The sequence below is a fragment of the Piscicoccus intestinalis NBRC 104926 genome, from assembly GCF_001515525.1.
In the GTDB taxonomy this organism is placed as follows: Bacteria; Actinomycetota; Actinomycetes; order Actinomycetales; family Dermatophilaceae; genus Kineosphaera; species Kineosphaera intestinalis.
The window spans coordinates 1-15,434 of the sequence record NZ_BCNQ01000113.1 but is presented as its reverse complement, the minus strand read 5'-3'; the positions used below and the strand labels follow the sequence as shown (position 1 = coordinate 15,434).

Sequence of the window (15,434 nt, the reverse complement as noted above, 5' to 3'; positions counted from 1 at the left end):
GCACCGGCGCGGCGCGGCCGGTGCCGGGGTCGTACAGGTCGGGCTCGGGGTCGGTGTCGTGCAGGTAGAGCAGCGTCACGTGCCGGGGCATCGTCGCGTTGCCGACGTAGAGCAGGGCCGGCGCCCCGGGCTGCAGGCACGCGAGCACGTGCTCGAGGCTGGCTCGCAGCGCCGGGCCGTGCAGCCCCCGCAGGAGGCCGATCCGGTAGTGGGTGCCGGGCGCGGCGGCGCCGTGTTCCAACTCGCCCAGCGCGCCCCACGGCGGGGTGCCCAGCGCGCTGGGCCAGGGCAGCTGCCAGCCGGCGCCGCGGGGCCGGGGCGCGTTCGTGCGGGCGAGCACGAGCCGCTCGTGCTCGGCGAATCGCTGGTTCGGGGGCCGGTCGTCGACGGGCTGGCCGGGCCCGCGCACGCCGCGGGTGATCCACGCCGTCAGCCCCGGGTCGATCATCATCCGCGAGACCGTCAGGCAGGCGGCCCCGCAACTGACCCGGCTCTGTTGCAGCGGGCCGACCTCACCGGCTCCCAGCCGGAAGACCCCGGCGGCACTCATCGGTCCTCCCCCGCCGGCGACGCCCGCCCGGGCGCCGCCGCTGTGTCACGCGCGCCGACCCCGACGCGGTAGCAGGCCGTGGATCAGCCTGAGACTCAGGCCGATTCCTTGCGGTCGGTGCGCTTGCGCCGGGTCGGGGCGTCGCGCCGCACGATCGTCGGGTTGACATTGTCGAGCACGACGTCGCGGGTGACGACGACGGTGGCGATGTCGTCTTCGCTGGGCACGTCGAACATGACCGGCAGGAGCACCTCCTCCATGATCGCGCGCAGCCCGCGGGCGCCGGTGCCGCGCATGAGCGCTTGCTCGGCGACCGCCTCCACGGCGTCGTCGGTGAACTCCAGGTCGACCCCGTCGATCTCGAACATGCGCTTGTACTGCTTGACGAGCGCGTTGCGCGGCTCGACGAGGATCTGCACGAGCGCGTCGCGGTCGAGCGGGGAGACGGTGGTGATGACCGGCAGACGCCCGATGAACTCGGGGATGAGCCCGAACTTCATGAGGTCCTCGGGCATGACGTCGCCGTAGTACTCCGCGGGCTCCTTGGGCTGGTGCAGTCGCGCCCCGAAGCCGAGCCCGGCCTGGCCGGCGCGCGCCTCGATGATCTTCTCCAGCCCCGCGAACGCCCCACCGACGATGAACAGCACGTTCGTCGTGTCGATCTGGATGAACTCCTGGTGGGGGTGCTTGCGGCCGCCCTGCGGGGGCACGGAGGCGGTGGTGCCCTCGAGGATCTTCAGCAGCGCCTGCTGCACGCCCTCGCCGGAGACGTCGCGGGTGATCGACGGGTTCTCGCTCTTGCGGGCGATCTTGTCGACCTCGTCGATGTAGATGATGCCCGTCTCGGCCTTCTTGACGTCGTAGTCGGCGGCCTGGATGAGCTTGAGCAGGATGTTCTCGACGTCTTCACCGACGTACCCGGCCTCCGTGAGCGCGGTGGCGTCGGCGATCGCGAACGGCACGTTGAGCATGCGCGCGAGCGTCTGCGCGAGGTACGTCTTGCCGCAGCCCGTCGGGCCGATGAGCAGGATGTTGCTCTTGGCGATGTCGACCTGCTCGGAGCCCTTGCGCGGGCCCTCACCGGCCTGGATGCGCTTGTAGTGGTTGTAGACCGCCACGGCGAGCGAGCGCTTGGCCGGCTCCTGCCCGATGACGTACTGCTCGAGGAAGTCGAAGATCTCCCGCGGCTTGGGCAGCTCGTCGAGCCCGAGCTCGGAGGCCTCCGCGAGCTCCTCCTCGATGATCTCGTTGCACAGGTCGATGCACTCGTCGCAGATGTACACGCCCGGCCCGGCAATGAGCTTCTTGACCTGCTTCTGGCTCTTGCCGCAGAAGGAGCACTTCAGCAGGTCGCCGCCGTCTCCGATGCGTGCCACGTGACGACTCCTTCCCGTCCGCCGACGAGCGGACCTGTGCGATGTGCGGTCGGGACCGACGAGGGAGGCGGGTGCCGCACTGCCGACCGACCCGCACGCCGTGACGCTACCTGGTGGGCGACACGCGCCCTGTCATTGAACCGCGGCGCGCCAGCCACGACGAGCCCTGTCCGCTGAGGGCGGACAAGCCTGCGCGGGCGGCCACCGCGGGGTAAACGTGCGGCGCGCACGCCCCGACGGACCCGGCACGACCGGAATCCGTTGGGGCATAAGCGCCGTCGTTGATGCAGCACGTCCGGGCGACCGGCTCAGCCCTGCAGGGAGGCCTTGCGGCTGGTGAGCACGTCGTCGATGAGGCCGTACTCCTTGGCCTGCTCGGCGGAGAGGAACTTGTCGCGCTCGATGTCTTCGTTCACCTGCTCGGGGGTGCGCCCGGAGTGCGCGGCCAGCGTCTCCTCCAGCCAGGTGCGCATGCGGAAGACCTCGTTGGCCTGGATCTCGATGTCGCTGGCCTGGCCGTAGTCGGACCCGCCGAGGGCCGGCTGGTGGATGAGCACCCGGCTGTTCGGCAGCGCGAACCGCTTGCCCTTGGCGCCCGCGGCGAGCAGCACCGCGGCCGCCGAGGCGGCCTGCCCGATGACGAACGTCTGCACGTCGGGGCGCACGAACTGCATCGTGTCGTAGATCGCGGTCATCGCCGTGAACGAGCCGCCCGGGGAGTTGATGTAGAGCAGGATGTCGCGGTCGGGATCCTGGCTCTCCAGCACGATGAGCTGGGCGATGATGTCGTCGGCCGACGCGTCGTCGACCTGCGACCCCAGGAAGATGATCCGGTCTTCGAACATCTTCGTGTAGGGGTCGGTGCGCTTCATGCCGTACGAGGTCTTCTCCTCGAACTGCGGCAGGATGTAGCGGTTGGACGGGTTCTTGGTCATGCCAGGGGTGAGGATGCGGCCCTGGGAACTGCTGCTCATGGTGACTCCAAGCGTGCGGTCGGCGTACGGCGAGGTGAACGGCGGCGTCGGCCCGTTCGGTCGGGGCGAGCCGGTCACCCAGGTCATTCGGTGCCGCCCTTGCCCGGCGTCTGCCCGGCGTGGGTGTAGACGTGGTCGACGAAGCCGTACTCCATGGCCTCCTGGGCGCTGAACCAGCGGTCGCGGTCGGAGTCGCGGGTGATCTGCTCGACGCTCTGGCCGGTGTGCTCGGCGATCAGCTCGGCCATCTGGTTCTTGATGAACAGCATCTGCTCGGCCTGGATCTTGATGTCGGTGGCGGTGCCGCCGATGCCGCCGAGCGGCTGGTGCATGAGGATGCGCGCGTGCGGGGTGGCGTAGCGCTTGCCGCGGGTGCCCGCGGAGAGCAGGAACTGGCCCATCGACGCGGCCATGCCCATGGCGACGGTCGCGACGTCGCACGGGATCCAGTTCATCGTGTCGTAGATCGCCATGCCGGCCGAGATCGAACCGCCGGGGCTGTTGATGTAGAGCCAGATGTCGCGCTCGGGGTCTTCGGCCGCGAGGAGCAGCATCTGCGCGCAGATCGCGTTGGCGTTGTCGTCGCGCACGTCGGACCCGAGGAAGATGATCCGCTCCCGCAGCAGGCGCTGGTAGATGTGGTCGTCGAGTCCGCCCTTGGGCCTCTCGTCGGCCGCGACGATCGGACCGGCGGTCTCACTGCTGTGGTTCACGCTGTCTCCGTTTCTTCACTGTCCGCCCCGCCGGAGGCCGGTGGAGCGGGCGGGGCACAGCCCCTGACGTATCGACACTAACGCCCGGCCCCGAGCCGGCAATCCCGAGGTCGGGGGGTGTTCGCCCTGAGCGCACAAGCCGGGCCGGCACCGCCTCCGGGAGTCCGAATCGGGCCTGCTCACACCCCCGATGGACAGCCGGGCGGAACGCGGATGGCCCCGGACGAATCGCCCGGGGCCACCTGCGGATCACGCCGCCGCGCAGCGCGGGTCACTTCTCGTCGGATGCGCCCTTCGCGTCCTTCGCGTCGGCCGTCTCGGTCGACTCGGAGGCGGGCACCTGCGTGGAGGAGACGACCTCCGCCTCGACGACGTCGGCCTCGTCGACGCCGTCGTCGATGTCGTCATCGAGTTCGTCGTCCAGCTCGTCGTCCAGGTCGAGGTCGTCGTCGAACTCGTCGTCCTGCGCGGCGAGGTCGGCCTGGTCGACTTCGACGACCTCCTTGAGGTCGACGGGGTTGCCGTCGGTGTCGGTGACGGTGACGCGCTCGAGGACGCCGGCGAGGGCCTTGCTGCGGGCGACCTCACCGGCCATCGCGCCGACCTGGTCGCCGTCGTCCATCGCCTTGGCGAAGGTGCTCGGGTCCATGCCGTACTGCTGGGCGGTCATGACGAGGTACTCGATGAGCTCCTGCTGGGAGACCTCGACCTCCTCCTCCTCGGCGATCGCGTCGAGCAGGAGCTGGGTGCGCAGGGCGCGGCGGGTCTGCTCGTCGACCTCCGCGCGGTGCTCCTCGTCCTCGAGGCGGTCCTCGCCGGAGAGGTGGTTGTTGACCTCGGCCTCGACGATCGACTCGGGCACCGGGATGTCCAGGGTCTCCAGCAGCTGCTCGAGCACCTTGTCGCGGGCCTGCACGCCCTGATCGACGGACTTGGCGCGGCGGGCGCGCTCGCGCACGTCGGCCTGCAGCTCCTCGAAGGTCTCGAACTCGCTGGCCTCCTGGGCGAAGTCGTCGTCGAGTTCGGGCAGCTCACGCACCTTGACGGCGGTCAGCGTCACGTTGATCTCGGCGTCCTCGCCGGCGCGGTCGCCACCGGCCAGCGGCGCGGTGAAGCTCTTGCTCTCGCCCGCGACGAGCCCGGTGAGCGCCTCGTCGAGGCCCTCGATCATGTTGCCGGCGCCGATCTCGTAGGAGATGCCCTGGACGGCGTCGATCTCCTGCCCGCCGATCGTGCCGGTCAGGTCGATGGTGACGAAGTCGCCGTGGGCGGCGGCCCGCTCGACCCCGACGAGGGTGCCGTACCGCTGCCGCAGCTCCTCCATCTGCTGACCGGCGGCCTCGTCGACCGCCGCGTCGTCGACGGCGTCGACGCTGACCGAGAGGTCGGCGAAGTCGGGCAGCGTGATCTCAGGGCGCACGTCGAGCTCGGCGGTGAACACCAACTGGTCCTCGTCGGCGATCGGCACCTCGGTGATGTCGACCTCCGGCTGACCCAGCGGGCGCAGTTCGTTGGCCGCCAGCGCCTGGCCGTAGAAGTCCGGCAGGGCCTGGTTCACGGCCTCCTGCAGCACCGCGCCGCGGCCGACGCGCTGCTCGATGATGCGGCTGGGCACCTTGCCGCGCCGGAAGCCCGGCACGTTGATCTGGGATCCGATCTCCTTGAACGCGGCGTCCACGCTCGGCTTGAGTTCCTCGAAGGGAACCTCGACGGTCATCTTGACCCGGGTCGGGGACAGGGTCTCGACGGCACTCTTCACTGCAGGCACTCCAGCATGGGTCTTGGTGGCGGAAAAATGGCTCGGTCCATCCTAGCGGTCTCCCGTCGGCCCCCTCCTCGGGCCCGAGATCCCGCCGTGCACCGCCGTGCACCGCCCTGCACCGCCCTGCACCGCCGAGATAGCTCGCCGTCGCGACGGGCCGGCGCGGGCCAGATCACATGACCCCGGGCGCAGACCGCGCCGACGCGTGCCGATGAGGTACGTGAGGATGCGCCGGCCTTCGGACCGACTCCGACCGCCCACGCGATCGCCTCCGCCCGCTCCCCGCACCGATCCCGGCCTGCCCCCCCGACGGAAACCCCGGGAACTCCCGGGATTTCAGGCCTGTGAACGTCTCGAATCCGTCTCGGAAAGTCAAAGGTGCGTTCAAGTCGGTAACGATCGCCGAGAACGGGCGATGTAGCACGTGTCGATGCATTGCTGAGGGGCTGTGCATCGGCCCCCGATCACCGGGTGGGAGGAAAGCGAGACTCCGAACGTGTCCGAGGGGACTGGGCGCGCAGGGAGGTCCGCAGATCGCGGCGCAGGGACAGCGCCGCGATCACAGAAAGGGGTCCGTGGCCGGCCGGCTACGGACCCCTTTTCCTGTGCACGTGTTTTCCGTGCACGAGGGCTCGTCGGGCTGACAGGATTTGAACCTGCGACATCGTGCTCCCAAAGCACGCGCGCTACCAAGCTGCGCCACAGCCCGTGCGGAGCCCCAGCCTAACCCGAGCCAGTCCACGCCAGTGGACGCCAGTCCACGGTCCGGCCGAGGCGCGCGGTCAATCGGCCGCGACGGCGTCGACGAGGCCCCAGCGGTGGGCGGTCAGGGCGTCGAGTTCCATGCCGGACAGCGCCAGGGCCGCCGTGCGCCACCGGCCCATCCGGCGGGTCAGCGAGACGGTGCCGCCCGCCTGGGGGATGCGCCCGTGGCGCAGGTGGCTCAGGGAGATTCGCGTGTCAGGGGTGGCCTGCAGACGATCCGCGAAGGCGGCCAGTTCGATGCCCGCGTCGGCGCTGACGCCGTGCACTCGCACGAGGAGCCGGTCGCGTAGGTGGTGCAACACGCCGCCGAGGTGCTGAGGCATGCGGGTGCCGTGCCACTCGAGCCGCGGCGTGGGCACTCGGGCGTTCAGCGGGGGCGCGCCGTGGCAGAAGTCGGGAGCGGGCACCCACAACTCGATGCGCGCCTGCGGGTCGACCTCGCGCAGGGCAGCGATGAGCTGTCGGCAGATGCGGCTGCTGAACGAATTCGCACCCTCGGGGTGGCTGACGACGACGCGCACGGTCTCGCCCCCGAGTTCGAGGCTGACCCGCCCGCCCGGGTCGGGTTCGCTACCGAGAGAGGGCAGCAGGTTGAGTGCGGCGGCTTCGTTGACGAGGCCGAGCGCGACCGGAGCGGTGGCGTTCTGGCGCAGCAGGTCGTCGGTGATGACGGCGGCCAGCGGTGCGCCGGAGATCCTGCGCACGATCGTGGTGACCATCGCGTGCGGGTCGTCGGCCTCGATCATCGTGCCCGCCTGGGAGGCGGTCAGTCCCGAGCGCGTCGAGCCGGACACGGGCGGCAAGGCGTCCCCGCGGGGCACGATCGTCGTCGACATCGCCTCGACGAGGTCCCAGGCCGGCCCGGTGTACTTCGACGGCAGCGGCTCCGAACGGACTCCGATGAGGATGCGGTGGTCGCCGGCGCGGGCGTCGAGAGCCTGCTGGGTGGTCGCGAGGTCGAACCGCTCGATGCCGTCGAGATCGACGACCGCGACGGGCTCGGACATGGTGCCCAGCGCGTCGAGCACCGACACCCGCTCCTCCAGGCTCGGTCGCGGCAGCGGGGCGTCGGAGCCCGACCGGGCGCCGAACGAGCCCTGCTCGTACGGTTCGTCGCCCTCGCGATGATCCCGACGACGCGGGTCGCGCGGGTCATGACGACGTGGGTTCTGGCGGTGCGGGTCGTGCTGGTGCAGTGAGTCGTGGCGGGTCGCGGAACGGGCCGCGACCGCACCCGGCTTTTCGACCGTGACGGACATCGTTGCCCCCTCGAACAGGTCTTGTCGGTCTGCTCGGTAGTTCGGCTGTGACCCAAGCCTCACCCCGGCGGCCCGACTCGACCAGTGACACGTGTCCCAGGATTCGGACCGCGGCCGAGTCAGTCCCGGTCGGAACCGGTCCGAACCCCTCGGAACCCCTCGGAACCGGTCGCAACCGGCCCGAACCGGTCGCGCGAGCGGCCGCGACGTAGCACTGTGGTGGTGCGGGACGTCGTGCACGGCCTCCCGGCACCGAGGTGATGCCAGATGATCGACAGCGTTCCGGCGGGTGACGAGTCCCTCTCAGCCGGCCCGGAGACGGAGCCGGGCGCCGCTGCCCCCGACCGCCCACACACACCGGACGCCCCGATCCGGGTCTTTCTGCTCGACGACCACGAGCTCCTGCGTCGTGGGCTGCGTGACCTGCTCGAACGCGAAGGCGACCTGGAGGTGATCGGGGAGGCCGGCAACGCCCGACAGGGCGTCGGGATGATCCTGGCCCTGCGTCCCGACGTGGCGCTCCTCGACGTGCAGCTGCCCGACGGCTCGGGCGTCGAGGTGTGCCGGCAAGTGCGCTCGCGCGACCCCGGCATCCGCGCGCTCATGCTAACGACCTTCGACGACGCCCAGGCCCGCATGGCCGCTGTGCTCGCCGGCGCATCCGGCTTTGTGCTCAAGCAGATCCGCGGCACGGAACTGGTAACCAGCGTGCGGCGCGTGGCCGCCGGTGAGGCGATCGACGGGGCCGAGCCCGGGCGCGGCGGGGGCCGGACCACCGGGGCCATGGGCGCCGCCGGCGCCTCCGGGACGTCGGGGACGTCGGGGACGTCGGGGACGTCGGGGCGTGTCGCCGACGACCGGTTGCGCAGCCTGACGCCGCAGGAACGCCGCGTGCTCGACCTCATCGTCGAGGGCCTGACCAACGGGCAGATCGGCGAGCGCCTGGGCATCGGCGAGAAGACGGTGCGCAACCACGTCACGAACCTGCTGGCCAAGCTCGGCCTGTCCGGGCGCACGCAGGCGGCGGTCTACGCGGTCAAGCGGGAGACCGGCTCCTGACTCTCCTGACGTCCCTGCCTCACCGGACTTCCGGACGCGTGGGCCGCTCAGTCGGGATCGGCCGGCGGCAAGGGACAGGTCCACGTCACCCGGGTGCCGCCTCGCTCGCCGCGTTCGACGCTCGCGTGCCCGTGGCGGGCGGCCGCGCGCTGCTCGATGTTGGAGATCCCGTAGCCGCCGCTTCGAGCCGCGGCAGGCAGCCCGCGCCCGTCGTCCTCGACCGTGAGCGTCACCGCGTCCGGGTCGATCGTCAACAGGACCGAGGTGTGCGAGGCGTGCGCGTGCCGGGCCACGTTCGACAGGGTCTCGCGCAGCACGCCGAGTAGGTCGTCGACGAGGCCGGCAGGCACCGTATCCGTGGGGCCGACCACGACGACGTCGGGGGGATGCCCCAGCACGCGCTCCGCCTCCCGGGCCAGCTCGTGGATGGCGGCGCCGAGATCGTGCCGCGCCGGCACGCGCAGTTCGAAGACGACCCGGCGCAGCTCGCCGACGACCTGCTCGAGGCTGTCGAGGCGTTCGAGGTCTCGGTGAGCCCGCCCGGAGTGGGGATCGTTGTCGACCTCCGCGGCGAGTTGCATGCCGAGGGCGATGATGTTCTGGATCACCCCGTCGTGCAGTTCCCGGGCGATCCGCTGGCGGTCCTCCAGCAGACCGAGACGATGCTGGTCGGCGTGCGCGCGAGCCAGCTGCAGCGCGAGCCGGGCCTGCGTCGCGAGCCGCCCGAGGTCGGCGCACTCTTCGTCGGTGAACGGCTCGGCCCCGGCGGCCCGGAACACCGACAGGTACCCGACGTGACTGTCGTCGTCGCCGAACCGGGCCACCGCCAGCGGCCCGACCTCGCGGCCGACCTCGCCCGCCAGGTCCGGCGGCGAGGCCGCCAACGCGACCGTCTCCTCATGCCGGAGGCGGTCGATGATCTCGCGGTCGACGAGCGGAAACTCCCCCCGCGCGCCGGGTTCAACGGCGCCGTCACTCGCGACGGCATCGACGGTGACGATTCCGGCCGCCAGGTCGGCTTGCCCGAGCGCGGAGATGACGCCGTCGAGCATCGAGCGCGCCCCGACGGCGATGCGGTTGAGCACTCCCTCGGGTCGCTCGTCGGCCAGCACGGCCGTCGCGACCTGCGCCACACACGCGCCGAGCACCGCCTGCCGGCCCTGACGGGACTGCTGGGCGACGCGATCGGTGATGTCGACCCAGTGCGCGAGCAACAGCGGGCCGGAGTTCTCGGGCAGCGCGATCCGGTTGGCCCGCACCTGGGCCCACAGCAACGACCCGTCGGCCCGCCGGTACCGCAGGGCCCGCGAGAGCTGCGCGGTCTGGCCGGAGACCACCTCGGCGAAGAGATCCTCGCTCGCGTCGGCGCCCTCGAGAACCGCGAACCGGGCGACGTCGCTGCCGATGAGATCGGGCACTGCGCAGTGCAGCATCTCGGCCAGGGCCTGGTTGGCCATGACGATCTCGCGGCTGCCCGCGCCGGTGACGGCGATGACCGCGGCCCCGGTCGGCGCCCGCTCGAAGACCGTGCGGAAGGCCTCCTCACTCGCGCGCAGGCGCTCGCGCTGCTCCAGCTGATCGCGTTGGTCGCGGGCGACCGTGACGAGGTGGCGGCTGCCGACCGCGCTCTTCATGAGCCGGATGTGCAACTCGACGGGAACCTGGTCACCACCCGGGCGGGTGACGACGGCGTCGACGAACCGGTCCGGTGGCTCCTGCCCCGCGAGCTGGTCGACGAGCTCGCGCTGCTGCATGGGCGTCAGCTCGGGGCGCAGCGGACTGTTCGTCTCGCCGGCCAGGTCGGTGGCCGGTCGCCCCACGAGGGCCGCCGCCGCGTCGTTGACGTACTCCACCCGCAGTGCGGCGGCGTCGGTGACGACGACCGCGTCGGGCACGAGGCCGAGCACCTCCAGGAGGAGGGAGCGTTCGGACTCCAGCGCGAGGCGCGGGCTGAGATCGCGCACCGTGGCGACCGTGAGCGTCTGCGAGCCGAGCGTCATGGGCGCCAGCGCGATCTCCACGTCGGCGATCGAGCCGTCGCGGCGCTGCAGGCGCAACCCGCCGCGCTGGCCCATGAGGCGCGGGATGGGGGCTTGGCGGTAGCGCCGGTGCTCGGCGTCGTGACTCCCCCGCTCGCCGCGCGGAACGAGCTTCTCGACGGCCTCGCCGAGGAGTTCGTGCCGGTCGTACCCGGACATCTCCTCCAGGCTGGAGTTGACGAAGATGATGGCCCCGGACTCGTCGGTCACCGCGACGCCGTCGGTGGACGCCGCGAACACATCCCGGATGTGAGTCGGGAGGCGCGCCGGGCGCCTCGTCTGGTCACCCGACGGTCCGGTGCGTGCCATCGCTGATTCGTCCCTGCCCCCGGCTGCTCGAGGGGCGCTCGAGGAACCGGCTCCGAGCGACCCGGCTCGGGTTCCACGCTACGCCGCGGCACGACATCGGGCACGACAACTGCGATAGCCGCCGACAACCTCACACTGTTGTGTGCGAGTGACGTGCGTCCGTCGGCCGGACCGAACGGTGCGGTGGGCGACGTTGACCAGTCGCTCCGGCCGATCCGGCCGACGGGACGCCCCCGGCTCGAACCCGCGTGAGGCGGGTCGCCGGGGTCTGTGGGTGGGCGCCGACACGCCGTTGGGCGGCGCCTCACCAGGTGCCGATCGCCCCCAGAGCGATCGACACGGTTGGGTAAATCTCCATCGGTGGACCGACTCGCGTGTCGCGCAGCCGACCGACCTGCTCTCGGGAGTCGGTGACGACCGCGAATCGCAAGCCTTCGCGCGCCACACGCCGGGCGAGCAAGGCGAGCAGGCCGACTCCGGTCTCGGTCAGGGTCACCTCGCTGACATCGGCGATGACCCGCCGGGGACCGGCGAGCAAGGCCACATCGAGCGCCCGAACCGTGCGTCCGAGACTGTTGCGCTCCATCGTCCCGGTGAAGGTCAGCACGGCCGCATCACCGCGCATCCGCACCAGGGCCTCGAAATCCGTCCCCGTCGCGATGGTCGTGAGCACTGCCTCCTCCTTGAACCGTGGTGCTCATATCGTGGCGACCTTCGTCACGCGCGCACCAGTGACAGGTGTCCCAGAGGGCGAACCCGCAGGCCTCAGGCCTAGGCAGGTGACACGAGACAGGTCGCCGGTCGGGCGCCGGGAACGCTGTATAGACGCCCCCTTCTGGGGGGTCGTCTCCGCAGCGGGCCAGCGATTGGGTGAGCGGGTGACTTCGCGTGATTCGGCGGCCGGGCGATTCGGCGGCCGGGCCGACGGGCTGTAACCTTGCCTGGGATCCGCTCACCGGATCCAGGTGGTCGCCGACCGAGTCGGCGAGGCGCCCGCGGGTGTAGCTCAATGGTAGAGCCCCAGTCTTCCAAACTGGCTACGCGAGTTCGATTCTCGTCACCCGCTCAGCAACGACGGCCGGAGCCCTTGGCGGGCTCCGGCCGTCGTTCTCGTCGGTCCGGTCGGTTCGGGTCGTCCCAGGTCGGGTCGGCTCGGTCCGGTCAGTCGGGGAGCCGGCCGTCGCGTTCGAACGCGGCCAGCAGCTCGATCCGGCGGGCGTGGCGCGGCTCGTCGGACCACGGGGTCTGGAGGAACGTCTTGACGATCGCCTTGGCGTCGTCCTCGGTCGTCATCCGCGAACCGATGGCGACCACCTGGGCGTTGTTGTGCTGGCGGGCCAGCTGGGCGGTCTCGGTCGTGTAGGCGAGGGCGGCTCGCACCCCGGGCACCTTGTTCGCCGCGATCTGTTCGCCGTTGCCGGACCCGCCGAGCACGATGCCCAGCGACTCCGGCTCCGCCCCCGCGGCCTGCGCGGCGGGGATGACGAAGCGCGGGTAGTCGTCGTCCGGGTCGTAGTCGAAGGGGCCGTGGTCAACAGCCTCGTGGCCGAGTTCGCCGAGGTACTCGACGATCACGTTCTTCAACTCGTAGGCCGCGTGGTCGGCGCCGACATGTACTCGCATCGGGTGTCTCTCAGTCGAAGATCGGGTCGACGTCGCGGCTGCGCTTGAGCTCGAAGAAGCCCGGGGTGCCGGCGACGAGCACGCAACCGTCCCAGAGCTTTCCGGCTTGTTCACCCTTGGGCGCGGGCGAGACGACGGGGCCGAAGAAGGCGACCTCGTCGACCGCCACGATGGGCGTGCCGACCTGGTCACCGACGAGCGAGATGCCGACCGAGTGGCTGGCGCGCAGTGCCTCGTCGTGTTCGTCGGTGTGGGCGGCCTGCGCGAGTTCGGCGGGCAGCCCCACCTCGGCCAGCGCCTCGGCGATGATCTGGTCGGCCTGACCGGGCTCGCGCAGCGACCGGCCGCCGGGGTGGATCCGCGTGCCGAGAGCGTCGTAGAGCGGCTTGACGACCTGGTCGCCGTGGGCCTCCTTGGCCGCGATGAGCACGCGGACCGGACCCCAGGCGTTGCGCATGAGCGCCGCGTAGTCCTCCGGCAGGTCGCGCCCCTCGTTGAGCACCGACAGGCTCATGATCTGCCAGTCGACGCTGATGCCCCGGACCTGCTCGACCTCCATGAGCCAACGGGACGTCATCCACGCCCACGGGCAGGCCGGGTCGAACCACATCCGGACGGTCGGCGTCGCGGCGGTGTTGCTCGTTGTCATGTCGCCCATCGTGTCAGGTTCACCAGGCAGGGGTAGAACAGGCCTGGGGCTGTCGTCCGCCGATGCGCCCCGACGCGGCTGATCACCGTCGGATGCATCGGCATTCGGCCTGGTCACACGATCTTGTCGGTGGGCCGTGCGAGGATGCGGCAGCACGCAGCACCGCCGCGGCACACGACGCCGCGGCGACCACAGCGGGGGCCGACCGCGGCCGCGCCGCCGGATCCGACCGGGTCCGTCATCGACGAGAGGGAGTTGACCGAAGGTGCCTGGAGAGAACCTCACTCGCGACGAGGCCCGCGAGCGCGCCGAGCTGCTCACGGTGTCCGCATACGAGGTCAGCCTCGACGTCACGGCGAGCGCCACGACGTTTCCGACGACCAGCCGCATCCGGTTCACCTGCCACCGTCCCGGCGCCTCGACGTTCGTCGACTTCCTCGGAGAGACGGTGCGCTCGATCACCCTCAACGGTTCGTCCCTCGACCCGGCCACCCACTACGACGGCGCGCGGGTGCACCTGCCCGAGCTGGCCGCCGACAACGAGGTGGTGATCGAGGCGACCGGGCGGTTCATGAACACCGGCGAGGGTCTGCACCGCTTCGTCGACCCCGTCGACGACGAGGTCTACCTGTACACCCAGTTCGAGGTGGCCGACTCCCGCCGGATGTACCCGGTCTTCGAACAGCCTGATCTCAAGGCGACCTTCGCGTTCACGGTCACGGCCCCGGCCCGCTGGCAGGTCATCTCGTGCCAGCCGACGCCGCAGCCGGAGCCGGCCGGGGAGGCTGTGGTGCCGGTGCGGGCCGACGACGAGCGGGCGCGGGAGCCGGAGCAGATCGCCGTGTGGCGGTTCGCGCCCACCCCGGTGCTGTCCAGTTACGTCACGGCGCTCATCGCCGGGCCGTACGAGGCGGTGCGTGACGAGGTGACCACCCGCGACGGCACCGTGGTGCCGCTCGGGCTGTTCTGCCGCGCGTCGCTACGCCGCTATCTCGACCCCGACGAGCTGTTCGACATCACGAAGACCGGATTCGCGTTCTTCGAGAACGAGTTCGACCTGCCGTACCCGTTCGCCAAGTACGACCAGATCTTCACGCCCGAATACAACATGGGCGCGATGGAGAACGTCGGCGCGGTGACGTTCAACGAGATGTACGTCTTCCGGGCCAAGGAGACGCAATCGCGCATCGAGCGGCGCGCCCTCACCGTGCTGCACGAGCTCGCGCACATGTGGTTCGGCAACCTCGTGACGATGCGCTGGTGGGACGACCTGTGGCTCAACGAGTCGTTCGCCGAGTGGGCCAGCACGACCGCCCAGGCCGAGGCCACCCGCTGGGAGAGTGCCTGGACCACCTTCGCCACCGCCGAGAAGACCTGGGCCTACCGCCAGGATCAGCTCTCCAGCACGCACCCGATCGTCGCCCCGATCCGGCACCTCGACGACGTCGCGGTCAACTTCGACGGCATCACCTACGCCAAGGGCGCCTCGGTGCTCAAGCAGCTCGTCGCCTACGTGGGGCGGGAGACGTTCCGGGAGGGGCTGCGCGCCTACTTCCGCGCGCACGCCTGGGCCAACACGACGATCGCCGACCTGCTCGCCGAGCTGGAGCGGGCCTCGGGCCGCGACATGACCTCGTGGTCGCAGGCCTGGCTGCAGACCGCGGGCGTCAACACCCTGCGCGCGGTGGTGCGCGCCGACGACGGGGTCATCACCTCCGTCGCCATCGAGCAGAGCGCCACCGCCGAGCTGCCCACGCTGCGGCCGCACCGGCTCGCGATCGGCTGCTACGTCGTGCGCGACGGCCGGTTCGAGCGCGTCCGGCGCCTCGAGGTCGACATCGACGGCCAGAGCACCGCGGTGCCGCAGCTGGCCGGGGAGCCGGTGCCCGACCTGCTGCTCGTCAACGACGACGACCTCACCTACGCAAAGATCCGACTCGACGAGCACTCCCTGGAAGCGGTGCGCGCGCACCCGCGCGGCTTCACCGACTCACTGCCGCGGGCCCTCGTGCTCGGCGCCTCGTGGGACATGACCCGCGACGCCCAGCTGCCCGCCTCAGAATTCGTGCCGTTCGTACTCGACAGCCTGACGAGCCAGACCGACTCCACACTGTTGCGTGTATTGCTCTCGCAGGTCGACTCCGCCTCACGCCTGTACAGCGACCCGGCCCGCCGCCCCGCCCTCATGGCCACCGTCGCCCGGCGGCTGCGCGAGCTCGCGCTGGCCGCCGAGGCCGGCAGTGACGCGCAGCTGCAGTTCGTCACCGCGTTCGCGCGCGCGGCCCGCGACGAGGCCGACCTCGACATCGTCGCCGGGCTGCTCGACGGCTCGCGGGAGCTGCCCGGACTGGCGATC

The 15,434-nt window shown here is 71.0% G+C and carries 12 protein-coding genes and 2 tRNA genes; 3 read left to right on the top strand and 11 right to left on the bottom strand.

The features are described 5' to 3' along the window. The 7 genes from PINTE_RS15905 to PINTE_RS15875 all read right to left on the bottom strand — a co-directional run. Positions 1–550: hypothetical protein (locus tag PINTE_RS15905; RefSeq protein WP_068432741.1), on the bottom strand; the 550-nt coding region annotated here is incomplete at its 3' end. A 95-nt stretch (positions 551–645) separates the two neighbouring features. Next, positions 646–1,926, bottom strand: coding sequence for an ATP-dependent Clp protease ATP-binding subunit ClpX (clpX, locus tag PINTE_RS15900; protein WP_068432739.1), 1,281 nt, complete (start codon positions 1,924–1,926; stop codon positions 646–648). A gap of 308 nt (positions 1,927–2,234) precedes the next feature. Beyond that, positions 2,235–2,900 (bottom strand): ATP-dependent Clp protease proteolytic subunit, encoded by a 666-nt coding sequence (locus PINTE_RS15895; RefSeq protein WP_068432745.1) that lies wholly within the window; start codon positions 2,898–2,900, stop codon positions 2,235–2,237. A gap of 83 nt (positions 2,901–2,983) precedes the next feature. After that, positions 2,984–3,613: an ATP-dependent Clp protease proteolytic subunit gene (locus tag PINTE_RS15890; protein ID WP_068432737.1), complete on the bottom strand. Its 630-nt coding sequence runs from the start codon at positions 3,611–3,613 to the stop codon at positions 2,984–2,986. A 271-nt stretch (positions 3,614–3,884) separates the two neighbouring features. After that, on the bottom strand, positions 3,885–5,372 hold the full coding sequence (gene tig / locus PINTE_RS15885; protein WP_084343682.1) for a trigger factor: 1,488 nt from the start codon (positions 5,370–5,372) through the stop codon (positions 3,885–3,887). A 638-nt stretch (positions 5,373–6,010) separates the two neighbouring features. Continuing rightward, positions 6,011–6,084 (bottom strand) — tRNA-Pro (locus tag PINTE_RS15880). 73 nt (positions 6,085–6,157) lie between these two features. Then, positions 6,158–7,399: an enoyl-CoA hydratase/isomerase family protein gene (locus PINTE_RS15875; protein ID WP_068432735.1), complete on the bottom strand. Its 1,242-nt coding sequence runs from the start codon at positions 7,397–7,399 to the stop codon at positions 6,158–6,160. A gap of 267 nt (positions 7,400–7,666) precedes the next feature. Here PINTE_RS15875 and PINTE_RS15870 point away from each other — a divergent pair, with 267 nt between their 5' ends. Further along, positions 7,667–8,458 (top strand): response regulator, encoded by a 792-nt coding sequence (locus tag PINTE_RS15870; RefSeq protein WP_084343681.1) that lies wholly within the window; start codon positions 7,667–7,669, stop codon positions 8,456–8,458. A gap of 47 nt (positions 8,459–8,505) precedes the next feature. Here PINTE_RS15870 and PINTE_RS15865 read toward each other — a convergent pair whose 3' ends face one another. Next, entirely contained in the window at positions 8,506–10,806 is a 2,301-nt protein-coding gene (locus PINTE_RS15865; protein ID WP_084343680.1) for a PAS domain S-box protein, read from the bottom strand. 304 nt (positions 10,807–11,110) lie between these two features. Further along, complete coding sequence (locus PINTE_RS15860; RefSeq protein WP_068432731.1) at positions 11,111–11,479, bottom strand: STAS domain-containing protein; 369 nt, start codon at positions 11,477–11,479, stop codon at positions 11,111–11,113. A 322-nt stretch (positions 11,480–11,801) separates the two neighbouring features. On the opposite strand from PINTE_RS15860, the gene PINTE_RS15855 reads away from it, so the two are divergent. Continuing rightward, positions 11,802–11,872: transfer RNA gene (locus PINTE_RS15855), tRNA-Gly, on the top strand. Between the two features lie 95 nt (positions 11,873–11,967). Here PINTE_RS15855 and PINTE_RS15850 read toward each other — a convergent pair. Together PINTE_RS15850 and PINTE_RS15845 are read right to left on the bottom strand one after the other, a co-directional pair. Beyond that, the gene (locus PINTE_RS15850; RefSeq protein ID WP_068432729.1) at positions 11,968–12,429 is read right to left on the bottom strand and encodes a ribose-5-phosphate isomerase; all 462 of its coding nucleotides are present in this window, start codon (positions 12,427–12,429) and stop codon (positions 11,968–11,970) included. A 10-nt stretch (positions 12,430–12,439) separates the two neighbouring features. Further along, on the bottom strand, positions 12,440–13,078 hold the full coding sequence (locus PINTE_RS15845; RefSeq protein ID WP_068432727.1) for a mycothiol-dependent nitroreductase Rv2466c family protein: 639 nt from the start codon (positions 13,076–13,078) through the stop codon (positions 12,440–12,442). 265 nt (positions 13,079–13,343) lie between these two features. On the opposite strand from PINTE_RS15845, the gene pepN reads away from it, so the two are divergent. Then, positions 13,344–15,434: aminopeptidase N (gene pepN, locus PINTE_RS15840; RefSeq protein WP_068432725.1), on the top strand; the 2,091-nt coding region annotated here is incomplete at its 3' end.